At 50.4% G+C, this 24,306-nt stretch carries 19 protein-coding genes; 14 read left to right on the top strand and 5 right to left on the bottom strand.

What is annotated here, in order from left to right; all coding sequences use genetic code 11:
- Window positions 1-194: 194 nt before the first annotated feature.
- Window positions 195-1,781, top strand: a complete 1,587-nt coding sequence (locus PSAB_RS20255; protein ID WP_025336410.1) for a peptide chain release factor 3 — start codon at window positions 195-197, stop codon at window positions 1,779-1,781.
- Between the two features lie 94 nt (window positions 1,782-1,875).
- Here the strand turns inward: PSAB_RS20255 and PSAB_RS20250 are convergent, their stop codons facing one another.
- On the bottom strand, window positions 1,876-2,118 hold the full coding sequence (locus tag PSAB_RS20250) for a small acid-soluble spore protein SspI (RefSeq protein WP_025336409.1): 243 nt from the start codon (window positions 2,116-2,118) through the stop codon (window positions 1,876-1,878).
- Between the two features lie 203 nt (window positions 2,119-2,321).
- Between PSAB_RS20250 and PSAB_RS20245 the strand changes: the two genes are divergently transcribed.
- Together PSAB_RS20245 and PSAB_RS20240 are read left to right on the top strand one after the other, a co-directional pair.
- On the top strand, window positions 2,322-2,981 hold the full coding sequence (locus PSAB_RS20245) for a potassium channel family protein (protein ID WP_025336408.1): 660 nt from the start codon (window positions 2,322-2,324) through the stop codon (window positions 2,979-2,981).
- A 42-nt stretch (window positions 2,982-3,023) separates the two neighbouring features.
- Window positions 3,024-3,815, top strand: a complete 792-nt coding sequence (locus PSAB_RS20240; protein WP_025336407.1) for a TrmH family RNA methyltransferase — start codon at window positions 3,024-3,026, stop codon at window positions 3,813-3,815.
- An 88-nt stretch (window positions 3,816-3,903) separates the two neighbouring features.
- Here PSAB_RS20240 and PSAB_RS20235 read toward each other — a convergent pair whose 3' ends face one another.
- Together PSAB_RS20235 and PSAB_RS20230 are read right to left on the bottom strand one after the other, a co-directional pair.
- Complete coding sequence (locus PSAB_RS20235) at window positions 3,904-5,268, bottom strand: nitrogenase component 1 (protein WP_025336406.1); 1,365 nt, start codon at window positions 5,266-5,268, stop codon at window positions 3,904-3,906.
- 31 nt (window positions 5,269-5,299) lie between these two features.
- Window positions 5,300-6,823 carry a nitrogenase component 1 gene (locus tag PSAB_RS20230; RefSeq protein WP_025336405.1) on the bottom strand — a complete coding sequence of 508 codons (1,524 nt, stop codon included), beginning with the start codon at window positions 6,821-6,823 and terminating at the stop codon, window positions 5,300-5,302.
- Window positions 6,824-7,255: 432 nt separating this feature from the next.
- Here PSAB_RS20230 and PSAB_RS26245 point away from each other — a divergent pair, with 432 nt between their 5' ends.
- Complete coding sequence (locus PSAB_RS26245; RefSeq protein ID WP_051529796.1) at window positions 7,256-11,413, top strand: GH32 C-terminal domain-containing protein; 4,158 nt, start codon at window positions 7,256-7,258, stop codon at window positions 11,411-11,413.
- Between the two features lie 106 nt (window positions 11,414-11,519).
- Here PSAB_RS26245 and PSAB_RS20220 read toward each other — a convergent pair whose 3' ends face one another.
- Complete coding sequence (locus PSAB_RS20220) at window positions 11,520-12,272, bottom strand: HAD family hydrolase (RefSeq protein WP_025336403.1); 753 nt, start codon at window positions 12,270-12,272, stop codon at window positions 11,520-11,522.
- Between the two features lie 21 nt (window positions 12,273-12,293).
- Window positions 12,294-12,944: a GntR family transcriptional regulator gene (locus PSAB_RS20215; RefSeq protein ID WP_025336402.1), complete on the bottom strand. Its 651-nt coding sequence runs from the start codon at window positions 12,942-12,944 to the stop codon at window positions 12,294-12,296.
- A 190-nt stretch (window positions 12,945-13,134) separates the two neighbouring features.
- On the opposite strand from PSAB_RS20215, the gene PSAB_RS20210 reads away from it, so the two are divergent.
- The 10 genes from PSAB_RS20210 (at window position 13,135) to PSAB_RS20165 (ending at window position 24,230) form a co-directional block, all read left to right on the top strand.
- Complete coding sequence (locus PSAB_RS20210) at window positions 13,135-14,274, top strand: mandelate racemase/muconate lactonizing enzyme family protein (RefSeq protein WP_025336401.1); 1,140 nt, start codon at window positions 13,135-13,137, stop codon at window positions 14,272-14,274.
- Between the two features lie 63 nt (window positions 14,275-14,337).
- Window positions 14,338-15,366 carry a zinc-dependent alcohol dehydrogenase gene (locus PSAB_RS20205; RefSeq protein ID WP_025336400.1) on the top strand — a complete coding sequence of 343 codons (1,029 nt, stop codon included), beginning with the start codon at window positions 14,338-14,340 and terminating at the stop codon, window positions 15,364-15,366.
- A gap of 16 nt (window positions 15,367-15,382) precedes the next feature.
- On the top strand, window positions 15,383-16,522 hold the full coding sequence (locus PSAB_RS20200; protein ID WP_025336399.1) for an ABC transporter substrate-binding protein: 1,140 nt from the start codon (window positions 15,383-15,385) through the stop codon (window positions 16,520-16,522).
- Between the two features lie 66 nt (window positions 16,523-16,588).
- Window positions 16,589-17,674, top strand: coding sequence for an ABC transporter ATP-binding protein (locus PSAB_RS20195; RefSeq protein WP_025336398.1), 1,086 nt, complete (start codon window positions 16,589-16,591; stop codon window positions 17,672-17,674).
- A gap of 1 nt (window position 17,675) precedes the next feature.
- On the top strand, window positions 17,676-18,518 hold the full coding sequence (locus PSAB_RS20190) for an ABC transporter permease (protein WP_025336397.1): 843 nt from the start codon (window positions 17,676-17,678) through the stop codon (window positions 18,516-18,518).
- 11 nt (window positions 18,519-18,529) lie between these two features.
- Window positions 18,530-19,330, top strand: coding sequence for an ABC transporter permease (locus PSAB_RS20185; RefSeq protein WP_038596147.1), 801 nt, complete (start codon window positions 18,530-18,532; stop codon window positions 19,328-19,330).
- A 17-nt stretch (window positions 19,331-19,347) separates the two neighbouring features.
- Window positions 19,348-20,313, top strand: a complete 966-nt coding sequence (locus PSAB_RS20180) for a hypothetical protein (protein WP_051529795.1) — start codon at window positions 19,348-19,350, stop codon at window positions 20,311-20,313.
- Between the two features lie 490 nt (window positions 20,314-20,803).
- Window positions 20,804-21,661, top strand: coding sequence for an ABC transporter permease (locus PSAB_RS20175; RefSeq protein ID WP_226991838.1), 858 nt, complete (start codon window positions 20,804-20,806; stop codon window positions 21,659-21,661).
- 17 nt (window positions 21,662-21,678) lie between these two features.
- A complete protein-coding gene (locus tag PSAB_RS20170; protein WP_025336395.1) occupies window positions 21,679-22,560 on the top strand; it encodes a carbohydrate ABC transporter permease in 882 nt (293 codons plus the stop codon).
- Between the two features lie 59 nt (window positions 22,561-22,619).
- Window positions 22,620-24,230, top strand: a complete 1,611-nt coding sequence (locus PSAB_RS20165; protein ID WP_025336394.1) for an ABC transporter substrate-binding protein — start codon at window positions 22,620-22,622, stop codon at window positions 24,228-24,230.
- The last annotated feature ends 76 nt before the right edge of the window (window positions 24,231-24,306 follow it).

Raw genomic sequence — 24,306 nt, 5'->3', positions numbered from 1 at the left:
CCAATTTTGATATACTTTAAAGGATGCCCGCGCGTTATGATGTCCTTTGGCTGTGGAGGCCGATAACTGCGGAGAGTCCCGTTAATCAGCTGACAGGAGCAATGAACAATGGCCATTATGCCGATTTGATACAGGCTTATTTTAAGCCATGATTACTTAAACGTGATGAATTCAGATATGAAGGGATATGTGCAATGAGTCAAACGATGGATCAGAACTTGCAGCAGGAAGTGGACAAACGCAGAACATTCGCGATTATTTCCCACCCTGACGCAGGCAAAACGACACTGACGGAGAAGCTGCTGCTGTTCGGCGGCGCGATCCGGCTGGCGGGAACGGTCAAGGCCCGCAAAGCAAGCAAGCACGCAACAAGCGACTGGATGGAAATCGAAAAGCAGCGCGGAATCTCCGTTACTTCCTCGGTGATGCAGTTCGATTATTCGGGTCACCGGATAAACATCCTGGATACTCCGGGTCACCAAGACTTCAGTGAGGACACCTACCGTACACTGACGGCCGCCGACAGCGCGGTCATGCTGATCGACGTCGCCAAAGGCGTCGAGGCCCAGACGATTAAGCTGTTTCAGGTATGCGCCAAGCGGGGCATTCCGATTTTCACATTCATCAACAAGCTCGACCGCGAGGGCCGCAGCCCGTTTGACCTGATGGAGGAGCTGGAGCAGGTGCTCGGCATCCGCTCGGTGCCGATGAACTGGCCAATCGGCTCTGGCCGCGACCTGTGCGGCGTCTATGACCGCATGATGAATCAGGTGGAGCTGTTCCAGGGCGACGACCATTCGGTTATCAAAGTGCAGAAGGTCGAGGATTACAATGATCCCGTCATTCGCGAGATGGCGGGCGATTACCTGCATGACCAGCTGTGCCAGGACCTGGAGCTGCTGGATGTCGCGGGCGATCCTTTCGATTACGAGAAGGTGCTGCGCGGCGAGCTGACGCCGGTCTTCTTCGGCAGCGCGATCAATAACTTCGGTGTGCAGACGTTCCTGGAGAACTTCCTGCAGCTTGCTCCAAAGCCGGAGCCGCGCCGCAGCACGGCGGGGATTGTGGAGCCGACGAACGAGAAGTTTACCGGCTACGTCTTCAAGATCCAGGCGAATATGAACCCGGCTCACCGGGACCGGATCGCCTTCCTGCGCATCGTCTCCGGCAAGTTCCAGCGGGGCATGAGCGTAAAGCATGTGCGGGCCGGCAAAGATATCAAGCTGTCCCAGCCGCAGCAGTTTCTAGCCCAGGACCGCGATATCGTCGAGGAGGCGTATCCGGGCGATATTATCGGTCTGTTCGACCCGGGCATCTTCCGGATAGGCGATTCGCTCAGTCAGGCGGGCGATGTCGTATTCGATGAGCTGCCTACCTTCTCGCCGGAAATATTCGCCAAGGTCAGCATCAAGAACGCGCTGAAATCGAAACAGTTCCAGAAGGGCATCGACCAGCTGACGGAGGAAGGCATGATTCAGGTGTTCCGTACGGTCAGCTTTGACGATATTATTCTGGGTGTGGTCGGTCAGCTGCAATTTGAAGTGTTCGAGTACCGGATGAAGGGTGAATACGGCGTGGATGTACAGCTTCAGCGGATGCCGTATCAGTTCGCGCGCTGGATTGTGGACGAGAACAAGCCGGACCCGGGCAAGTTCCGGATCAATTCCACGCTTGTTACGGATAAGAAGGGGAATTTCGTTGTGCTGTTCGAGAACGAGTATGCCATGCGGACGTCCATCGAGAAAAACCCGTCGGCGAAGTTTCTGGAAACGGCGCCTTAATGTGAATCAAGCCGGCAGGGGATACCGGCTAACCAACAAAAAGCCTTCGTCTTTCGCGCGCTTTTGCGCTAGAGACGGAGGCTTTTTCACACCATCATTTGCCGGTCGTTAGCGAGCCGGGAATTTCAGACTTCAGGTGTTCGTGCAGCAGCGAGACGATTTCATCTTTTTTGACGGGATCGAGGTCTTTCCAGATCATTTCGAACACGGCGCCGAGTCCCGGCAGAGCGGCCTCCGGGCCGTCGATCGAACCGTCGATCATTTCCCGCAGTTCCTCTTTGGATTGACCATGGACTTTATGGATGATCGCCTGGCGCAAGTCGAGTGTGATGGACATGATAACACCTCCTTTTTCAAAATGACGGAATATTGTTGAAGCACCGCCGCATCCGAAACCAATGCTTGCAGGACGCGGGCGCAGCCGGTTCTTCTCCAGTAGGCTGGGTATAATATGCCCTGTTACAGAACCTAAAATTCAAGTTTAATTCCCCATATGCTATACTGTTTTGAGACAATTGACAGCATACGGGGGGAGTAGAAATGCCCAAGAAGCAATTCGCCATCATCGGAATGGGCCGGTTCGGGTCCAGTGTGGCCAAGGCGCTGAGCGGCATGGGGTACGAAGTGCTGGCCATCGACTCGGACGAACAGCGCATACAGGAAATTTCCGAAATCGTGACGCATGCCGTGTCGGCGGATTCGACGGACGAGGAGGCGCTGCGGGCGCTGGGCATCCGCAATTTTGACGTAGTGGTGGTGGCGATCGGTGAGGATATTCAATCCAGCATTTTGACCACGCTTATTCTGAAGGATCTCGGAGTACCGGTCATTCTCGTCAAGGCCAAGAGCGAGCTGCATGGGAAGGTTCTGGGCAAGATCGGTGCGGACAAGGTGATTTACCCGGAAAGGGATATGGGGCTGCGGGTGGCGCATCATCTGGCCTCGCCAAATATTCTCGACTATATCGAGCTGTCGCCGGATTACAGTATTCTGGATATGAAGGTTCCCGAAGCGATGCTTGGCAAAAATCTCAAGGAACTCGATATCCGCGCCAAGTATGGATGCAACGTGATGGCGATCCGGCGGGGAGACCATATGAACATTACTCCGAACGCGGACGACCGGCTGACGAGCGGCGATGTGCTGGTCATTGTCGGACACAAGGATAACCTGAACCGGCTGGAGATAGCCTATCAATAACGGATTAATTAAGAATGAATGGACCGGAAAGGTTGAATTAGGATGGAAATCATGTCCCCGCAAAATGCGCGGGTTAAAGAATGGGCCGGACTGCTCGAGAAAAAACACCGCGACAAGAGCGGAAAATACATCATTGAAGGCGTTCATCTGGTGCAGGAGGCACTGCTGGCGGAAGCTAACGTCGAAATCCTGGCTTATGATATTGAGAAAGGCATGCCCGCGGAGCTGAACGGTCTGCTGCAGTCCGTTCCCGGCATGGAGACGATTGCGGTCTCACCCGCGGTCATTGCCAAATGCAGCAGCACCAACACGCCTCAGCCCGTGTTCGCGGTGGTGCGAAAGCCTCGGGAGAGCGCCGAAGCGGCGCTGGACAAGCCGGGCAGCCTCGTCGTCGTGCTGGACGGCGTGCAGGACCCCGGCAATGTCGGCACCATCATCCGCAGCGCCGACGCGGCGGGGGCGGACGGCGTCATCCTGGGCCGCGGCAGCGCCGATCTGTACAATCCGAAGACCATCCGCTCCACGATGGGCTCGATGTTCCATCTGCCGATAGTCGAGGCCGATCTGGCGGAGATCCTGCCGCAGGCGCGGCAGCGCGGCGTGCTGCTGGTCAGCACCTCGCTGCAGGGCGTGGACTCCTGCTACAGCCACGATTTCCGCAGCGGCAGCCAGTGGCTGGTGATCGGCAGCGAAGGCCGCGGCATCTCGCCGGAGACGGCGGCCCAGGTGGATAAGAGCATCATCATCCCGATGAAGGGCCGGGCCGAATCGCTGAACGCGGCGATGGCGGCGACGATTTTGTTGTTTGAGGCGATGCGGCAGCGGGGGGATTAAACAAGGCAATAGAGCGAAGACCCTCCTGGATTCGGGAGGGTCTTCGCTCTATTTCCAGGCCGTTCCAGCAGCAGCGCCATGCCGAGAGCTATGCGCTGGCGCTTATTGCGACAGTGAATATTTTCTCAATAAGCTGCAATGCGCCTCTGTAGCCGATGTAGCTTTTGTTCAGAACCACTTCATAGGACGCCGGAAATCCGACTTCGACAATTTTGCCCTTTAGTTCCTTGGCCGTGTCTCTTTCCCATGTTGTTCCAAAAATAATCGGAGGCTTATGACCGAAATCCGTCTCTCTCAATAATTTGCCGACGATATAGCCATCTTCAACAAAATCGACCGTGGTGGCGACATCATGAGCGAGCTTTTGATATTCTTGAGCGATGGCTTCTCTATATTTTTCCGGCGCATTATCGGTGATGATTTGTCTCCTTGGAATTAAGCCGAGCTGGTTCACCAGAAACTTGTTTAAGGCCAGATTGTACGTGCTGTCCCCGACTACGGCATAGGTTGCCGGCAGCCCCCACCAATATTCGGAGAAGAAATCATTGAAATGTTCCAGATAATAATAGTATTCTTTTTCTTCCTGCTCGATAAACGACTCGGCTGTTGCAGGGTCAATGCCCGCGTACTCAACGACCTGTCTAATAAATGCCGCTGTCTGCTGCGCACCGATCGGTAACACAGGGATGTGCAAATACGGCTGATTGTACTTTTGTTCCAGATGCTTGGCCGTTTTCAGACCGAGCCATGGCGACACGACCAGATTAAACTGGGCATGGGGGATCGTCTTCCATTCCTCGACTCCGCCCGATTTGCCGCCGAACAGAATATTGACTTTGAAACCGGCGCCCTCCAGAATACGCTTCAGCTCGGACAAATCTCCGCGCCAGAAGGTATTCTGATACGGCAGCTCCGACCAGACATTAATGAGTCCTTGTTCCTTGTGGTCCTTGTCAACCGCATATTTATCAACGTATTGATCAATGATGGCTGTCGTTATGATCTCATGGCCGACGAAGTTATTGCCCTTAAAGCCGCCGGTTTCGGCATACACAATGGGGACTCCCTGTTTCTGATATTTACTGACGACCGCTCCAACATCATCCCCGACCAATTCTCCGATGCACCCGTTCAGCACCACAAACAAGTCGCCCTCTATGATCTTAAGAGTGGATTTAATTAATTCGTCCAAGCGCTTCTCGCCGCCGAACACCACTTCTTTCTCACCGGCATTGACGCTTGGAGAGACTGAGCCTCCCGAATACCCGCTGCCCTGAAAGCCGTTGTAAAAGGCCAGGCTGGTGTATTGCTTGTCCATGCAGCCCGGTCCGCAGTGGCCGATGGGAACGGCGCCCGGAATGGATACGACGCTGTACAGGGCTCCGACGGCACAGCCGTAGCGAACTTGATTGATTGAATTGGTCTGCCCGTGCTCATTTTTGGTAACAGCCATGGTAGTTCTCCTTTTCTATGAAAATCATTGTTTACGCATCGATCAATTCCGGGTGCTTGGAGAGAATGTAGGGGTCTTTTTGTTCAAGCCACCACTGCTTGTAGGGGAGTTTTGCGTGCTTTTTCAGATCATCGTGAAATTTTTTATGGGCGAGAATGTTCAGAATCGCTTCACCCAGATTAATGATGCCTTCGTAGCCGATTGCGATATGTTCATCGCCCAGCGGGGCTGCGGGGATACCGAGCTTGGAAGCCAGCGGCGCGAGACCGTTATGTCTGATCAGGATAAAATCCGGCTTGACCTCCTGCAGCAAACCGTAAAATTGATACTGCTGCCTGTTGCTCACATTAAACGACGGGACCTCGCCGTAATGTTCAATCAGGTGCCCCAATGAATCCTCTCTGGCATCGCCGCTGTCATAAACGGGATCATGGTGGAACACCAGTGAGCCGTCTACCTGAATATCCAGCTCTCTCAGTACTTGAATCAGTCCGTGGGCGTAAGCGGAGCCTGTAGCTACGTATCCTTTTAACCCCTGAAGCTTCTTCTTGAGCTCGGCGATCTTCGGCTTCACTCTGGCGTGTTCCTTCGCGATGTACTGCTCTACAAGCTCTTCCCGATGGGTGACTTTTCCGAGCTCGCGAAGCCATGCATCGGTTCCGGCGAAGCCGTAGGGCATCGGAGCTTTGACTTCGGGCACGCCAAATTCCTGCTCCAGCGCCGCCGCCATATACGAAGAGAGCGTATAGCAGAAGCCTACAGTTGCCGCCGCTTCAGACAATTGCTCGAGATCGGAGACGGATGCCATATCGACAACATAATTGACTCTTAGATTAAACTCTTTGAACATAGGGGTGAAAATATCCGAACCCCAAAGACTGATGACATTGACAAGATCCTCTTGTTTTTTCGTGCTTTTTTTCACAATCTGGCGCAAAATGCCATGCTGGGTCGCGTCAAAGCCGGTACTCCAATGCTTCGATCTGAATCCTTCACAGAAAAGAGGAATGACGGGAATCCCCAGCTCCTCTTGTTTCTTCCTTGCAACACTCTCAATATCTTCGCCAATGATCCCGGTAGGGCAGGAGGTTCCGATGAAAATGGCTTTGGGTGAATACCTTTCCCACGCATCGTCAATGGATTGCTTGAGTTTGCCAAGCGCGCCAAATACCATATCCGTCTCCTGCAGGTTTGTATTGATAATTCTAATATTCTCGACTTTATGGCCTCTCATGGCCAATCCATTACGGTAGATTGAATTGTAGGGAACTTGTCCGGCACCGCAGCCGATCGGTGAATGCTGGATCAGCACCGCATCTCTGACATTGCCTGCCTGACATTCAACCATTTGCTCGCTGCATACCGAGCCTTGAGTGAAAGGTCCTTTGGCTTCGCACAGCCGGCATCCATCCTTATTGCTTTTACATCCGCTTCCTCTTTGCTGATAGCCTGATTGCGTGTGCAGATCCGATGCTGTTCCGTTCCAGGCGATGATGGTGCCGAGCCGCCGCTCACGATTCTGAACTTCAGCCATCCTCAAATTGATCTTGCCCATTCGCTATCCATCCTCTCTTATCTCATTTGACGCAAGGTGATTTGTAATGGCAGTAGTCACAGTAATATTTCATACTAAATAGCTAGGTTTTATATACAATGATCAAAGTATATATTTTGCGTTTATATTCTGTCAATATATTCTATGTCTTATTTTGTAAGAACAAGGCAGCCGTTCCTACTTGCGTTCAGCCCCTCCAATGTGAGAAATAAAGTACAAATTGCATATTGAAAGTGCTTCCATTCTTTTTTAAAATAGGTTGGGGAGTCCGTGGTATGGGACTTTGACCCACAATTTTGCAAACGATTACATATATGGGAAGGGGGGCATATCCCAGCATACAAACAGCGAATGAAAGATTTCGGCAGTGAATAGGATGATTAACGTGTCAAAGTAATGTCCACATTTGCAGGGAAAGGTGTTGATTCCACTTTGAGTAAAAAGGGAAAAACGCTAGCCGCTTTAACACTAACGCTTGCCTTGGCATTTCCGGCTGGCTTGACCGCTAACGCTTCCGGCCAGGCCGCGGACTCAGACTATTACAACGAGGTTCACCGAAATCAGTTTCACTTCTCACCTCAAGCGAACTGGATGAATGACCCGAACGGAATGATTTATTTCGAGGGAGAGTATCATCAGTTTTTCCAATATGACCCTTACGAGAAGACCCAAGGCCCCATGCATTGGGGGCACGCGGTCAGCAAGGACCTTATTCATTGGGAGCAGCTGCCATTTGCTCTGGCTCCGGATGAAAACGGTGTCATTTTCTCGGGGAGTGCAGTCATCGATTATAACAATACCGCTGGGTTCGGCAAAAATGCCATGGTGGCCATCTTCACTCACGCCAATGGACCAAGGCAGGTTCAAAGTCTAGCCTACAGCACGGACAGAGGCCGGACCTGGACAAAGTATGAAGGCAACCCTGTCATGCCGAATCCGCCTGTTGCCGACTGGCGCGATCCGAACGTCTTCTGGCATGAAGAATCGAACCAGTGGGTGATGACTCTCGCAGCCAAAGACAGAATCATGTTCTATACGTCGCCCAACTTGAAAGACTGGACCTATCAGAGCGAATTCGGCCCGGACGGCGGCATCCAGGGAACCGGGCAAGCCGGGGGATACTCCTTTGCCATATCAACGCAGCGCGGGCAGTCGTTTGTGTACGAAGCCGACGTGATGCCTATTGAGAACAACACGCTGATCGGTACGGGAGGACTGGTATTCCGCGCGGACCCGGAGATGAAGAGCGGCTATGTCGCTATGCTGAATACAGAAACCGATGAATTAACGCTCGGAAAAATTGGAAACGATTCAATTACGGAAATTGTCTCCAAACCCGCCGATCTCCGTGCTTCCACGACGTATCATGTAAAAGTCGAAACGATAGACGAACGGGTGAAAATATATGTGGACGATAAGCTGGTTATCGACCAGCAGGATTCGTCTTTCGGAAGCGGCTACTTCGGACTGTCGTCCTGGAACTCGTCCGCGGTCTTCCGGAACGTAAAGTTTACCAACACCGCAAATTTTGTGACCAATATTTCCGGCTGGACGCCCCTTTCGGGAACATGGTCAAACAATAACTCCGGAAAGCTCGGAAGCTCCAAAGACGATGCCTACACCATGAGCGGAGAGACCGCTTCCGATTTCAGTTATGAAACCGATCTGAGTATTTCTCAAAATGACGGCGCCTCCGGCTTTGGCTCGCTTGTATTCCGTGCGGACGCGGACGGGAAAAACGGCTATGAAGCCGTGCTCGATGACGCGAACGACAAGGTACGGCTGATCCAAATGGTAAACGGCGCAAGCAAGGTTATCAAGGAGAAAGAGGCGGTCGTCGAATCAGGAAAAGCATACCATCTGAAAACAAGCGCAGCCGGCGGCGCGATTAAAGTGTTTCTGAATGGTACGCCGGTTATTGACGCGGAGGATGCGGCCTACTCCACAGGCCTGCTCGGTCTGCACGCTTCGAAGGCTTCAGTCCAATTCCAGGGCGTGTTTAAGACAAAGTATATTGTCACGGAAGCTTCCGAGATTGAGAACCATGATTTTGAGACTGGCGATTTGACGGGCTGGAAAAGTGTAAGAGGAGACGCTTTTACGGACGCGCATGTCTCCGAAGCGACGGAATATTGGGGCGGACCTTTCGGGCAGCAGGGCAACAGCCATTTATGGGGAGCGGCGGTTCCTCCTTATGACGCTTTGACAGGTGAGCTCCATTCCAGCTATTTCAAGCTGGGCGGTTCGGGTGAAATCAACCTGATGATCGGAGGGGGCAATGATATCAATACCCGGTATGTTGCTTTGGTGAGAGCTTCCGACGATAAGGAGCTGATCCGGCAAGAGAACAAATACTGGGCGGACGATGAAAAATATTGCCGATTCGTCTGGGACGCTTCGGACTATTTGGGCGAGGTTCTGTACATCAAGATCGTTGATAATGCGACCGGCGGCTGGGGGCATATCAATGTTGACGACGTCAATGTCTACAACACGGGAACGATTCCCGCGGCAGTCGATAATAAAGCCCAAGAACCGAAGGAACCGGAGCAGTACGAGAGCGGTACAATTACCGAGTGGAAAGGAATCGTCGGAGAGTGGGTTCCTTCGACGAACGGCAGGGTGGCAGGCGTTTGGGAATGTCCGGCATTGTTTACCCTCCCGGTCGACGGCAATCCGAGCAACAAAAAGTGGGTGCTGCTGGTCAGTCTGCAAAACGGCTCGATCGGCGGCGGGGCCGGCATGCAGTATTTCATCGGGGATTTCGACGGCAAGCGGTTTGTGAACGACAATCCGGCGGATCAGGTGCTGTGGGCGGACTATGGCGCGGACTTCTATGCCGGTATCCCGTACAACAACATAGAAGGGAAGAACGGGGAGCGGTACTGGCTCGCTTGGATGAGCAATTGGCAGTACGCCAAAAAAACGCCGACCACGACGTGGAGAAGCTCTTTGACGCTTCCGAGAGAGATGGAGCTGACCCGGACCGAAGACGGGCTTCGGCTCAAGCAAACACAGGTCAGTCTGGAGAAAATCCGTGACCACAGCGGCAAAATCACGATGGAAAACCAGCTGATTTCGACCGGAACCTCAAATGCCGTTTCCAAGACCTCGGATGTGTACGAAATCCTAGCCGAGTTCGATGTGTCCCAGTCTACGGCTTCCGAATTCGGCTTTAAAGTGCACAAGGGCACGATCAAGCACGGAGACACTCCTGAACAGACCGTGGTCGGGTATGATACGGCCAAGCAAAACCTGTTCGTCGACCGCTCGAAATCCGGCAACTTCAATTACGGCATCCATGTAAAAGGCAAACATGAGGCGCCGCTGCGGCCGGAGAATGATACGGTCAAGATGCATCTCTTCGTGGATCGTTCCGCGATTGAAGTATTCGGCAATAACGGTACCGCTGCCATTACCGATCAGGTCTTCCCCGACCCGCGCAGCACCGGGCTGGAAATATACAGTGTCGGCGGGGACGTGAAGCTGAAATCGCTAGACATCTACCCGCTGAAATCGGTTTGGGGCAAGTCCCCGGTCAAAACGAACCTGAGCGGATGGACCACGATAAACGGCATGTGGGCGGATACCCTCTATGGCAAACAGGGAGAAACGGCCGGTATGGACGCCATCACGATTTCGGGAAATACAGGCGGCGACTCTTCGTATGAAGCCGATATCCGGATTCTCGATACCGACTCTCATCCGAATGACCCGAATCAGGACTATGTCCCGAATCCGGTCGGCTCCGGAGATTTGATATTCCGTTCCGACAGGCTGGGAGAGAACGCGTACATGGCAAGATTAGATGTCCGGACCAACACGGTGAAATTGATCAAATTGGCCGGAGGCCAATCGGTGTCCCTCGCCGTTTATGGCGCGGAAGACGGGCTCAACCTGACAGCCAACAAGACGTACAACCTGAAAGTAGTAACGGAGAAAGATTCTATTCAGGTTTATCTGGATAAGGCACGGATTATCACGGCCAGCGATCCTTCATTCACGGGCGGATATTTCGGTTTGGGCGTATCGGGCTCCACAACCGCATTTGATAACATCATTTATAAGAACAAAACGGATTTTGAGCCGGCTCCTCCGAAGCCCGTTGATACGACCGCTACAGATTTGATTAATCCGGATTTTGAAACGGGCGACCTGACCGGATGGACGGTAGTCAGCGGCAATGCGTTCAGCGACAAGCATGTTTCGCAGGAGAAAACATTCTTTGGCGTTCTTCCCTTCAACCACAGCGGCACTTATCATCTTTGGGGATACAATGGGGAAGCGGGCGGCGACGCCGCGACCGGCGTCCTGAAATCAAACAATTTCAAGCTGTCAGGAAGCGGGGAGATTAGCTTCCTGATGGGCGGCGGAAACGACTATGAGAACTTATATGTCGCTCTTGTAAGAGCGTCGGATGATCAGGTCCTGCTGAAAACGACGAACGTCGGTTTTGAGGATGACGAGACCTACCGCAGAATGACGCTGGACGCTTCCGCCTATCTGGGCGAAGTCGTATATATCAAGCTGGTCGATACCGCCACCGGCGGTTGGGGCCATCTGAACGTCGACGATTTTAAGGTACAATAAAGTCCGGTATTACTGCATACGACTGAAAGGAATTCTTCGGGGACATCGGTATTCTTAAAGAACAAATAAGCGCCCTCTACCTTATGCAGGTTCAGGCGCTTATTTTTTATTTTACTTGGATCTCCGAAAGAGAATGGATTAAAAAGTCCGCATGCGGAGATAAATCCTTTTCCGAACCTTCGTACGTAATGAGACCGATTCCGATGCTGCCGGCAGCTTTCGCCATTTGGACATCCGCCACAGAATCACCAACAATGGCCAGCTCCCCGGGTGAAATCTTCAGCATCGCGCAAGCTTTAGTCACCATTTCCGGGTCAGGTTTTCCTTTGCTTACTTGCTCGGGGGTTATGACAAAATCCAGCACATGATCGACTTTCAGCATCTGCATGAGCCGTGATGTGCGTTCGTAAGCATCCGATGTCATGATCCCGACGGATATTCCGTGGGAGTGCAAATGATGAAATATATCAGGCACGTTATCCGTCGAGTGGAAAGCATGCTCCAATTGAAGCTGCCGGTCGGCGTTCGCGAAAATTTGCTGCGCCTTTTGCTTGCATTCGAACCAGGACCATCCCTTCAGACGATAAAGGAGCCCTGCAGTCAGAATGATTTCCTCCAGCGTCGTGGCTACCGCAAGCACCCCGGTGTAGTCAACGTGATCCGGCTGCGTAAACCCCATCATGGCGCTCCACTCATCACCGTATTCGGGACCTGTAAGACGTGTAAATTCGTTCTTTCTCAATTCATCAATGTAGGACCAGAACTTCACGGAATCGAACAAGGTGCCGTCTTTGTCGAAAGCTACCGCCCGAACATGTAAGACTTCAGAACCAACCCATATTTTTTTGCCATCCTGCATCTAAACTCATGCCTCCTTATGCTACTTGATGTGTGTCTGCAGATGCTGTTCGATGCGTTCTTTATCTCCACTGCGAATCAGTTGAAGCATTTCGCGGTGTTCTTCCACTACGGTCTGTAAGGAGGAATGGCTGTAGCCCTGAATGAGAAAACGTGCGTGGAGCTTGCCTGAGATGCTGTTCCAGATGCGGAACATGGCAGGTGAAACACATTGTTCTACAATCCGTTCGTGAAATTTCAGATCCAGATTCGAGAGACGGTCCAGATCATCCTGGTCGCTTGCTTCCTGCATATTCAGAATAATGTTGTCCAAATAGGCAAAATCGTCGGCTGTCAGCACGCTGGCAGCCTTCTGCGCCGCGAACAATTCGAAATTGCGCCGGGTAGGCACGAGCAAATGAATGACTTCCTCTTCGGAAAGGTCAACAACAACCGTTTCCCGGTAAGGATGGGAAATGACCAAGCCTTCTTGCTCCAAAATTCGGATTGCCTCGCGAATCGGACCACGGCTAACGTTCATCTGCTTTGAAATCTCCATTTCGCGTATTCGGGCCCCCGGCTCGAGATGCCCCTTGATAATGGCTTCGCGAATTTCCTGGTAAACAAACTGACGCAAAGAAACGGTATCATTTTTTTTAAATTGAAAGTTCTCAAAATCGTTAGGACTTGTCATAAAGAATCTCCGATCTGGTTATTGTTTACAATAAACAATGTACTTGCTTCAATAAAATATTGTCAACTAGATTCATTACCCTGTGAACGTTGATAAGCATATTATACACCAGAATAAATTGTTGACAATCTACAATCGACATTTTATATTATTGTCATGAAACATCACACCCAGCAGGAGGAGATATGACGTGAAGATTACGAAGGTTGAAGCAATCCCCGTAAGACAAGGCAATACGATTGAATTAATCAATGATAGCGCCCAGGATGGAATCATTATCAAAGTCCACACGGATGAAGGAATTACCGGGATTGGCGAAGTGGATTCGGCTCCGTGGGTGGTCAAATCGATTATCGATACGCCTTCCTCCCACCGTATTTGCCAAGGGCTCGGAGAAATGCTCATCGGAGAGAATCCATTCGAAATCGAACGTATCTGGGAGAAGCTGTATGTGGGAAGCACCTTCTATGGAAGAAGGGGAGTTGTCATCCATGCCATCAGCGGGATTGATATTGCGCTGTGGGATATTATGGGCAAGGCACTCAATCTGCCGGTGTACAAGCTGCTTGGCGGCGCGCAGCGCGGCAAGGTTCGGGCGTATGCAAGCACTTTGATGCCCTATACCCCGCAGGAAGCATATGACGAAACGAAGAAGTGGGTTGAGCACGGCTACACGGCGATCAAACTGGGCTGGGGTGGATTTGAACAGGGTAACCGGGAGATTGTAGAGCTGGTAAAAGCTTGCCGTGAAGCAGCGGGCCCGAACATTGATTTGCTGTTCGACCTCGGCTTTATTCCCTCCGACGACCACCCGATCGACGCCGCCTCGCGTATGGCGCTCGCCAAAGAGCTTGAGCCTTTCACTCCTTACTGGATCGAAGAACCGCTCTTTGCCGACGATTACGAAGGATACCGCAAATTGGCGGAATCAACCTCTATCCGCATTGCCGGAGGAGAGAATGAAACGACGCGCTACGGCTTCAAAGAACTGATCGAGCAAGGCGGAGTCGACATTGTTCAGCCGGATGTGACCCGCTGCGGAGGCTTAAGCGAAGCGAAGAGAATTGCCCAGCTTGCCCAAGCGCATCATATTACCTGTGTGCCCCATGCCTGGAGCAGCGGAATCGTTGTGGCCGCCTCCCTGCATTTGGTCACGGCCATACCGAACGGCGCTTTGCTGGAATACTGTGTAGCCGAAACGCCAATCCGTCAGGAAATGCTGCTCAGCGACGTTACCGTCAAGGACGGGTATGCCGAAATTTCCGACAAGCCCGGTTTGGGCGTTGAGTTGAATGAAGAGGCGCTGGAGAAATACCGCTGTGACCGATAGAACCAGGGGCTTATTTCCGTAAAAGCGTCAATTGAAAGCCAGAATGCCAATGGAGGAGATATAATGGCGGGCATGATGAGAGCACTTATATGGGAAGGGGATGGGATTCTGGCTCTAAGAGAGGTCCCGATTCCCGAGATTCGTCCCACCGAGGTACTGGTTCGTGTAAGCTATACCGGTGTCTGCGCCACGGATGTTGAAATCATAAAGGGCAAGTTCCCCTATTCCCCGCCTTATATATTAGGCCATGAAATAACTGGGAAAGTAATTGAGACGGGCAGTAATGTCAAAGAATTGAAAGAGGGAGACAGGGTCGTAATTGATCCGGGAGTGCCCTGCGGCGAATGTTTTTTCTGCAAAGCTTCACAGCCGGAATTTTGTGCGAATTATTGTGAGCTGGGGATCAACGAAAACGGCGGATGGGCCGATTACGTCAGGGTTCCGGCAAAAAGCGCACACAAAATTCCGATTGAGCTGAGCGATGTTTCGGCTGCGATTTTCGAACCCATGGCTTGTCCCTTTGGAGCTGTGGACAACGCAGGCCTCCTGCCAGGGGAACATGTGCTCATTTACGGAGACGGTCCCGCCGCCTTGTATTTTACGCAAATCGCCAAAATGATGGGAGCCGGACGCATCTGCGTAGTTTACAAACTTCCGGAGCGCACGGAATTACTCCAAAGATTCGGAGCAGACGACCTGATCCCATTCGACGGGCAGGACGCTGCGCTCAAAGAGCATCCGAGCATACGTGACAGAGGTGGCTTTCAATTGGTTATCGACGCCGTCGGTTTGTCGGATACCGTGAAAGATGCAGTTCGATATGCCAGCACAGGCGGAAGGATTATCTTGTACGGTTTTAATGATAGTCATACCGATCATTTTCCGCACAGAGAAATCATTTTTAAAGGCATCCGTATTTACGGTCGGACCAATTCTCCTGCCATCTGGTCCAGGGCGATCGAATGCGTGGCACGTAATCAAATAAAGTTGAATCCATTGGTCGAACGGGTGGTATCTCCGGAAGAGGCGAAAGAGATTCTGCTTGCCGGCAACCTTACCGGTCTAAAGACAATCATTTCTTGGGCAGATTAATTAAGGGAGGAAGAACATGAAACTGAAACATGTACTGATTGTTCTGATGTCTGTAGTCATTCTGGTTGGGCTCAGCGGATGTGTCGGCAGCGCAAGCTCCACAAATTCAGGCGCCGGAACGGCAAGCTCTGCTGCTCCCTCAAATGGCGGCGAGGATCTGGCGAAGTTCAAAGGTGAAACGATTAATGTGCTGTCCTGGGAAGGATATCAGGAAGATGAATGGGTGAAGCCTTTTGAGCAAAAATACGGCGTAACCGTTAAAGTCACTTATGCCGGCAGCGTTGATGAAATGTTCGCCAAAGCAGCGTCCGGTTCTGTAAAGTACGACCTGATTTTCATGGATGGCGGGTCCGTGAACCGTTACTTCAAAATGAATTTGATTCAACCGATTGACTTGGCGAAGCTCAAGAATACAAATCAGCTAATCGCAAATATGAAGTCGCTCAACGATAAACACGTAGTAAAGGACGGAAAGACCTATGCGGTTCCGTTTGCCTGGGGTTCGCTGCCTATGATGGTCAACACGGATAAAATCAAAGAACCGATTGACTCCTGGAACGCATTGTGGGATCCGAAGTACAGCGGAAAGATCGTTACCCTGGACGATGCGGCCAATCAAACGGCAATGACAGCGATGCTTCTTGGCTTCAAAGATCCGTATAACCTGACTGATGCGCAGCTGGATCAAGTGAAGAGCAAATTGCTCGAACAGAAACCGCTGGTTCGTACCTATTACGCCGGCTTTGAAGACGGGAAGAATCTGATGGCAAGCGACGAAGGCTGGATCGGCTTCTCTATGGGACCGACAATGATTACAGATCTTCAAAAAGAAGGAAAGAATGTCGTGGAAGTGATTCCGAAGGAAGGGGCTTTGGTGTGGATCGACAATGCGGTCATCGGCAAGGATGCCAAAGATCCCGAACTGGTCCACGTATATATCGATTATCTGATTTCGTCGGAAGTTCAGGCGCAGCTGATCAAGAAGACGAGCTACGGCGGGGTGAATGCCGACTCGGCAAACAAGCTGACAGATGAGGAGAAAAAGGTTTCGCATATGGATGATCCTAATTATTTCAACAATCTTGTGTACGTAGCCTTCCCGGAAAGCTTTGAAAAACGCGTGAAGCTGTGGAATGAAGTCAAAGCGGCTCAATAACCGAATCATCTGCATGGAAGGGTGCGGCTTAGCGGCCGCAGCCTTGCTTTGGAAAGGAGAGACCTCATGATCAATCAAGAACAGGCTGTAGTGGAGCTGCGCCAGGTATCGAAACGATTTGGCAATTACGAGGCAATCAAAGATTTAAACTTGTCGATCAGAAGAGGAGAATTTTTTTCCATTGTGGGACCGAGTGGTTGCGGTAAAACGACAACGCTGAAAATGATAGCGGGATTTGATCATGCGACCGAGGGGGCGGTGTATCTATCCGGAACCTCGGCTAACCATATTCCTCCCTACAAGCGGAATGTGAATACCGTGTTTCAAAACTATGCCCTTTTTCCCCATATGACAGTCTATGATAACGTGGCCTATCCTCTAAAACTCAGGAAGGTGCCGAAGAATGAGATTCGTTCCCGAGTGATCGAAAGCATGAAGATGGTAAGTATGGACCCCTTTCTTGACCGTTCTCCGAATCAGCTCAGCGGCGGACAGAAGCAGCGTGTCGCGTTAGCCCGGGCACTCATTTCCAAACCGGAAGTTCTGCTGCTGGATGAGCCGCTTTCCGCGCTCGATTTTCATCTAAGGCAAGAAATGCAGCGGGTGCTGAAGCATCTGCAAAGGGAAGTGGACATCACTTTCGTGTACATCACGCATGATCAGGGGGAAGCGCTGAGCCTGTCGGACCGTATTGCCGTAATGAAGAACGGCGTGCTGCATCAAGTGGGTTCGCCAGAGGAGATTTACGAAATGCCCCAAACGAGCTTCGTTGCCGGTTTTATCGGAAAATCCAATCTGATTAAAGGAAGAATGGAAGGGCCAACCCACTTTGTGAGTGATGCCGGGCTTCAAGCGATGACAAATGAGGCTTCGGATCTCTCGGGAGAGCCGCATGTTTACATTTCGGTCCGTCCGGAGAAGCTCCGGATCTCCAAAGACGATGAACGGTATATTAACCGTCTCAGCGCGGTCTTCGTGGAAGAAACCTATTATGGCGCGGATAGAGAGTTGACGTTCAGAGAGGCTGGAGGAACACATATTCTGATGAAGCAGCAGAAGGACGACGGGAACGTGAAATTCTCGGAGGGTGAGAGCGTGGATCTGTTCTTCCGTCCGGAGGATGCGGTTATCGTCAAAGAGTGGGGGAGCTAAGATGTACGGGAAAAACCTGATGCTGATTATGATTTCCATATGGGTACTCTTGTTCATCGTCCTGCCTGTTTCTGCGATGCTGCTGTTCAGCTTCTGGAGTATTGATAATTTCCAGATCGTTCACAGCTTTAGTATTCAAAATTACTCGAAAATTTTCCAAGACCCGATATACTTGTCATTGCTTTGGAAAACGATCAAGCTGGCTTTGATTGTCGCGGTGCTGTCGGCGCTTATAAGCTATCCGTTGGCATTGTTCGTCAATCACCGGAGAGGAACCATGAAGACGATCCTGTTTCTTGGGGTGCTGGCTCCTTTGTGGGTGGGGTATTTAGTGCGGATCTATTCCTGGAGGTCGATTTTGGGAGAATCCGGGTTCATTAACTCGCTCTTGGTATTGACGGGGATTTTAAAACAGCCTTCCTCGTCGCTGTTGTTCAACAGCTCCGCGGTCGTCATCACGATGCTGTGCATCGCGATACCGTTCACTTTTATTCCGATCTATAGTGCCATCGAGAAAATTCCCGGCAATCTGCTGCAGGCCGCGGCAGATTTGGGAGCAAGCGGATCAAGGGCGTTCTGGACAGTTGTCTTTCCACTCAGTATGCCGGGTGTCGTGACGGGGTTTATGTTCGCCTTCATCACCTCGTTCGGAGACTACATGACACCCTCGCTGGTCGGAGGCACATCGGGAATCATGTATGGAAATATGATTCAAACGCAATTCGGCAACAGTTATAACTGGCCGCTCGGCGCTGCGCTTTCGATGATTATGCTGCTGTTCCTATTGGCGGTCATTGCGGCAACGCGCAGAATCGGGAACGTACAGGCTATCTTTGAGGAGTAAGGAGGCTGTTCATGAAGTATTTGAAATATGTGGGGGCGCTGCTATTTGCGTTCATCGTATACACCTTCTTGTATCTTCCGATTCTGGTGACGATCCTGTTCTCCTTCAATGAATCGAAAGTCCAGGTGCTCCCGATCAAGAAGCTGACATTTGATTGGTACAGGGGGTTGTTCTCGAATACGGAGCTCTGGGTTGCCGCGAAAAACAGTTTATTGGTTAGCCTGCCTGCCACGCTATGCGCAATTGTATTTGGTACACTGGCGGCCTACTTGTTTCAGCGGTACCGGATACGCGGGGGATCATTCCTGCAATTTTTGATTCTTCTTCCTTACATTTTGCCGGGAATTATTATTGGGACATCGCTCAATCTGCTGTTCAAGTTTCTGCAGGTGGATGCTTCTCTGATGACTGTCATTATCGGGCATATCACGTTTATTACACCAGTTGTAATGTTTCTGGTTATGGACCGTTTGAAAAGATTTGATCGGAATCTGGAGTTTGCATCTATGGATCTGGGCGCCTCGCCGATGCGGACCTTTCTGCTCATTACACTCCCGAATATCAGAAGCGCGGTGCTGGCCGGAGCACTGCTCGGGCTGACGATTTCGTTCGACGAAGTGATTGTATCCTTCTTTCTGATTGGAACGGACAATACCCTACCTATGCTCATCTGGTCCATGATCCGTCACGGCTATTCGCCGCAGATTAATGCGGTCTATACGTTGATCGTCTTATTCTCGTTAGGCTTGATCGCGATTGCGGGCAGCAGACTGTTTGCGCAGCGGAATTCGAAGGCTATTACTGAGGAATAACTTGCGAGGGGTTCATAATGGCAGAGCTATGCGTGCGGCCCATTATTTATGGGAACTATGGAAAATGTGTGGAAGTTACAAACGGCACGATAAGCCTCGTCGCAACGGTAGAGTTCGGACCGAGAATTATCCGCTTTGGCTTTACTGGCGGCGATAATGTATTCTTTGAAGATACCGAGCGGCAGTTTAAAGAAGCAGTCGAGGACTTCTCGGTTGTCGGCGGAGGCGAATGGCATATTTACGGAGGACACCGGCTGTGGACGAGCCCGGAGTCTGTCCCTCGAACGACATACCCGGATAATGGACCCGTACGGTGGCGAGCGGCCGGAAATGGCATTGTGCTGATCCCTGATGCGGAAACCTGGACCCATGTGCAAAAAGAGATTGAGGTGCAGATGAATCCCGAAAGCGGCGAAGTTACGATTCATCATCGTATTACCAATACGGGGGCCTGGCCGGTCACCTTTGCTCCTTGGGCCTTGTCGGTCATGGCTGAGGGCGGTAAAGCGATTATTCCCCAGGCGAGACGAGAGACGCTCGTACTTCCAAATCGAGTGCTCGCTTTATGGCCCGAAAGTCAAATGAACGACCATCGTGTCTATTGGGGAGAGCGTTATATCCTGCTGCAGCAGGATGAAACAGCGAAACCTTTTAAATTCGGAACCAATAATGATGAGGGCTGGGCCGCCTATTTCAACAAGGGCCAATTATTTATCAAAACCTACCGGCACAACGTTCAAGCGGTTTATCCGGATTATGGAGTTTCGTTTGAATGCTATACGAATCATCTTTTTCTGGAATTGGAGACGCTGGGTGAATTAAAGACCGTAGCACCGCTCGAGACGGTATCGCATACGGAAAGATGGAAATTGATTGGAAATGCAAGCTTGTCCATGGACAATGAAAACGAATTGGAATCGGCGATCCGTCCGTATTTGAACAATGAATATAACAATGGCTCGGAACCAAAGAATCCGGATTAACAATAACCTGCTGCAAACCGCAAGCGTGAATGCCGTAAGAAGGCTAAGCCATGTGGAGTGCGGTAGGTATTTTTATTGTTTTATTAATGCACAATTTGATTTACATTTAGTGTGCATTAATTTGTCATTATTGTTATTAACATTGAATTTAATTAGGTGAATCGATGGATTAGTCCTTGTTCATATTGCATACATTGGAATTAGACTGACATGATTATGCTTTTTTATAAACATTTTAATTGTCAAATGAACAATTTATTTTTACAAAACGTATTGACGTTAGGTGTGTAATTTGGTAAATTGTAAATGCAGAAAGAAATAAGTGGATATGAAAGCCCTTTAATTACTCTTGCTGCATCAAATATAAAACTTTACAAGAATGGAGGTAAAGGCGTTGCAAAACTCAGTCGAAGTGGATTACAGAAAACCGGTGATCAGCCAAAAGAGCTCCGCATTTGAATATATAAAGAAGCACTACTTTCTTTATTTAATGCTCGCTCCGGCTTTGATCCTGACCCTAATTTTTAAATACGGCCCTATGTATGGTGCAATTATCGCCTTTAAGGATTTCAGTCCGATCAGAGGGATATTGGGAAGTGATTGGGTAGGTTTTTATAACTTCGAGAAGTTCCTGTCATCCCCCAATTTCACAGATATATTTATGAATACGCTTAAATTGAGTCTTTTCGGCTTGCTGTTGGGCTTCCCCGTTCCTATCCTGCTTGCCTTAATGCTGAATCAGGTGCGCAGGGCCGGCGTTAAAAAGAACATCCAATTAATGCTGTACGCCCCTAACTTCATTTCCGTCGTTGTCGTGGTTGGGATGCTGTTTATCTTCCTGTCCCCTACAGGACCGATCAACCAGCTGTTCAGCTTGATTACCAATGAGCCGATTATGTTCATGTCCAAACCGGAGTACTTCCGCTGGATCTATATTCTTTCGGATATTTGGACAGGGGCCGGCTGGGCATCGATTATCTATGTGGCCGCACTTGCCAACGTCGATCCCGAGCTGCATAATGCGGCCAACCTGGATGGCGCCAATCTTCTTCAACGAATCCGCCATATTGATCTTCCAACCATTCGCCCGATTATGGCCATTGTCTTTATCCTTGCGGCTGGCAGCATCATGTCGATTGGATTTGAGAAAGCCTACCTGATGCAAACGGCAACGAATTTGCCGACAGCCGAAATCATTCCGACTTACGTGTACAAAATCGGTTTGCAAAAAGGCGACTATGCTTACTCGTCCGCGGTTGGATTGTTTAACTCGGTCATCAACGTTGTCCTGCTCGTTACGGTTAACTTCGTTGTGAAGAAACTGAATGAGGGTGAAGGTCTTTACTAAGAAAGGAGTCGCAAGTCATGTTCATCAAACATTCCCGGCTGGACCGATTTATTCTCATGCTGAACACCACCTTTTTGATTCTTGCCGTACTGATGGTGCTTCTGCCACTGATTTATGTAGTGATCGCATCATTTATGGACCCGTCGGTGCTGCTCAACCAAGGATTGTCGTTCCACATCTCCGATTGGACATTGGAAGGATACAAGAAGATTCTTACTAATCCAGCCATGATTCGAGGATTTGGAAACGCTATATTTTACGCTTCCGCATTTGCTCTTCTCACCGTTATGGTTTCGATTTGCGCAGGATACGCCTTGTCGGATGAGAGATTAAAGGGAAGAAGCCTCTTTATGACCTTGTTCCTCATTACGATGTTCTTTGGCGGCGGACTTGTTCCGACTTACCTGCTGGTCAAGAATCTGGGTCTGCTTAACACGGTTTGGGCCGTGATCATTCCCGGAGCGGTCAACGTATGGAACATTATTTTGTCCAGAACCTTCTTTAAAGGAGTGCCCAAAGAACTGAGGGAAGCAGCCAATGTGGACGGGGCGTCGGAGATGAAGATATTCCTCAGCGTTGTGCTGCCGCTCTCCAAACCCATTATCTTCGTGCTTGCGCTGTATGCCTTTGTCGGCCAGTGGAATTCCTACTTTGATGCCATGATCTATTTAGATAATCCGAACCTTCATCCGCTGCAGCTCGTTCTGCGTTCCATCCTGATTCAGAATCAGGTCGATCCAAGCATGATCAGTGATCAGCTCGCCATGGCGGAAATGAAAAAATTGTCTGAAATCATCAAGTATGCCGCGATTGTTGTGTCGAGTTTGCCGCTCCTTGTAATGTATCCGTTCTTCCAAAAGTATTTTGAAAAAGGTGTCATGGTCGGTTCCCTTAAATAGGAAACGAACTGCACATAGATGAAATATTTATATCCATACTAATCTGGAGGTCATATCCTATGAAAAGGCTGAAAAGATCAAGAGTATTAGCAAAAGCAGCTTCGGCTTCTGTAATCGCTTCCCTCGTTCTCCTTACGGCATGCAGCAGTGGAGGGGGAGGAAATTCGGCTAGCAAAGAACAGGATCCAAACGGTAAAGTAACCTTGAATGTCATTACACAAAGCTCTCCGCTGGCACCGGCCGATCCCAATGAAAAGCTGATCAATAAACGTCTCGAAGAAAAAACGAATGTTCATATTAACTGGAAGAACTTCACCAAAGACGTGTTCGTGGAAAAAAGAAACCTGGCGGTAGCAAGCGGCGATCTTCCCGATGCGATTTTCAATGCGGACTACAGCGATTATGAGCTGCTGAAGCTTGCCAAAGACGGCACCATCATTCCGCTGAATGATCTGATTGATAAAAATATGCCGAACTTGAAAAAAGTGCTGGAAGAAGCCCCAGAATACAAGAGCATGATTACGGCGCCGGACGGAAAAATTTATGGATTCCCATGGATTGAAGAGCTGGGTGAAGGAAAAGAACGTATTCAGGCTGTAGACAGCATGCCTTGGATCAATGTGGATTGGCTCAAGAAGCTTGGGCTAAAAATGCCGACAACAACGGAAGAACTGAAGAAAGTGCTGATCGCGTTCAAGACTCAAGACCCGAACGGCAACGGTCAAGCGGATGAAATTCCTTTGTCCTTTATTAACAAGCCGGGTGCGGAAGATCTGACATATCTCTTTGCCGCTTTCGGAGAAGGCGAGAACCCTGACCATGCGGTTGTAAGCAATGACGGTAAAGTAATCTTTACGCCGGCAGAGGAAGGCTATAAGAACGCAGTTTCCTATATCAATGAGCTGTATAAAGAGGGCTTGATTGATGTGGAAGCGTATACACAAGACTGGAGCACTTACCTGGCCAAAGGTAAAGCCCAAAGATACGGTCTCTACTTCTCCTGGGATAAAGCCAACATCTCCGGAGCGAACGATTCTTACCAAGTATTGCCGCCGCTCGCAGGTCCCGATGGTCAAATTAACGTAACCCGTACCAACGGTCTTGGCCTTGCCCGCGGTAAAATGGTTGTTACAAGCGCGAATAAGAACCTGGAAGCGACTGCAAAATGGGTCGATCAGATGTATGAGCCGGTTCAGTCCGTACAGGACAACTGGGGAACTTATGGAGACACCACGCAGCAGAATATCTTTGAATTTGATGAAGCCAAAGGCATGCTGAAGCATCTGCCGCTCGAAGGCGCGGCTCCGGTTGAGCTTCGTGAGAAAACGAGCATCGGCGGACCGCTGGCTGTCCTTAACTCCTACTATGGCAAGTACACGACTGTACCGGATGACGCCAAAGGCAGAATGGATATCATCAAGAACGTCATGGCGCCGCACATGAAAGAGGAAAACGTAATGCCAAGCGTATTCAACTCGATTGAAGAGCTGGACCGCCTGACGACGATTGAAGCCGACCTGTTCGCCTATGTCCTCAGAATGCGTACCGAATGGTACCAGAACGGCAAAGTGAATGAGCAGTGGGGCGATTACCAGAAAGAGCTGAAACGTCTCGGCCTCGATGAATGGCTGAAGATTAAACAGGACGGCTACGACAGAGCCACGAAATAATAAGCGATAAACGGCAAAGGCCGTGTTCCATGCAGTTAACCTGCAGGACACGGCCTTTTTCTATACATGAACGGTC

It is taken from the genome of Paenibacillus sabinae T27 (assembly GCF_000612505.1).
GTDB lineage: Bacteria > Bacillota > Bacilli > Paenibacillales > Paenibacillaceae > Paenibacillus_AQ > Paenibacillus_AQ sabinae.
This window is presented reverse-complemented; position numbering and strand designations above follow the sequence as displayed.

What these genes read in the sequence shown, in the direction of transcription:
- PSAB_RS20170 (WP_025336395.1), top strand. Translation starts at nt 21,679, where the DNA reads ATGTTCATCAAACATTCCCGGCTGGACCGATTTATTCTCATGCTGAAC.
- PSAB_RS20215 (WP_025336402.1), bottom strand. Translation starts at nt 12,944, where the DNA reads ATGACAAGTCCTAACGATTTTGAGAACTTTCAATTTAAAAAAAATGAT.
- PSAB_RS20240 (WP_025336407.1), top strand. Translation starts at nt 3,024, where the DNA reads ATGGAAATCATGTCCCCGCAAAATGCGCGGGTTAAAGAATGGGCCGGA.
- PSAB_RS20250 (WP_025336409.1), bottom strand. Translation starts at nt 2,118, where the DNA reads ATGTCCATCACACTCGACTTGCGCCAGGCGATCATCCATAAAGTCCAT.
- PSAB_RS20220 (WP_025336403.1), bottom strand. Translation starts at nt 12,272, where the DNA reads ATGCAGGATGGCAAAAAAATATGGGTTGGTTCTGAAGTCTTACATGTT.
- PSAB_RS20185 (WP_038596147.1), top strand. Translation starts at nt 18,530, where the DNA reads ATGAAGTATTTGAAATATGTGGGGGCGCTGCTATTTGCGTTCATCGTA.
- PSAB_RS20235 (WP_025336406.1), bottom strand. Translation starts at nt 5,268, where the DNA reads ATGGCTGTTACCAAAAATGAGCACGGGCAGACCAATTCAATCAATCAA.
- PSAB_RS20205 (WP_025336400.1), top strand. Translation starts at nt 14,338, where the DNA reads ATGGCGGGCATGATGAGAGCACTTATATGGGAAGGGGATGGGATTCTG.
- PSAB_RS20230 (WP_025336405.1), bottom strand. Translation starts at nt 6,823, where the DNA reads ATGGGCAAGATCAATTTGAGGATGGCTGAAGTTCAGAATCGTGAGCGG.
- PSAB_RS20175 (WP_226991838.1), top strand. Translation starts at nt 20,804, where the DNA reads ATGCTCGCTCCGGCTTTGATCCTGACCCTAATTTTTAAATACGGCCCT.
- PSAB_RS20180 (WP_051529795.1), top strand. Translation starts at nt 19,348, where the DNA reads ATGGCAGAGCTATGCGTGCGGCCCATTATTTATGGGAACTATGGAAAA.
- PSAB_RS20195 (WP_025336398.1), top strand. Translation starts at nt 16,589, where the DNA reads ATGATCAATCAAGAACAGGCTGTAGTGGAGCTGCGCCAGGTATCGAAA.
- PSAB_RS20190 (WP_025336397.1), top strand. Translation starts at nt 17,676, where the DNA reads ATGTACGGGAAAAACCTGATGCTGATTATGATTTCCATATGGGTACTC.
- PSAB_RS20200 (WP_025336399.1), top strand. Translation starts at nt 15,383, where the DNA reads ATGAAACTGAAACATGTACTGATTGTTCTGATGTCTGTAGTCATTCTG.
- PSAB_RS20165 (WP_025336394.1), top strand. Translation starts at nt 22,620, where the DNA reads ATGAAAAGGCTGAAAAGATCAAGAGTATTAGCAAAAGCAGCTTCGGCT.
- PSAB_RS20255 (WP_025336410.1), top strand. Translation starts at nt 195, where the DNA reads ATGAGTCAAACGATGGATCAGAACTTGCAGCAGGAAGTGGACAAACGC.
- PSAB_RS20245 (WP_025336408.1), top strand. Translation starts at nt 2,322, where the DNA reads ATGCCCAAGAAGCAATTCGCCATCATCGGAATGGGCCGGTTCGGGTCC.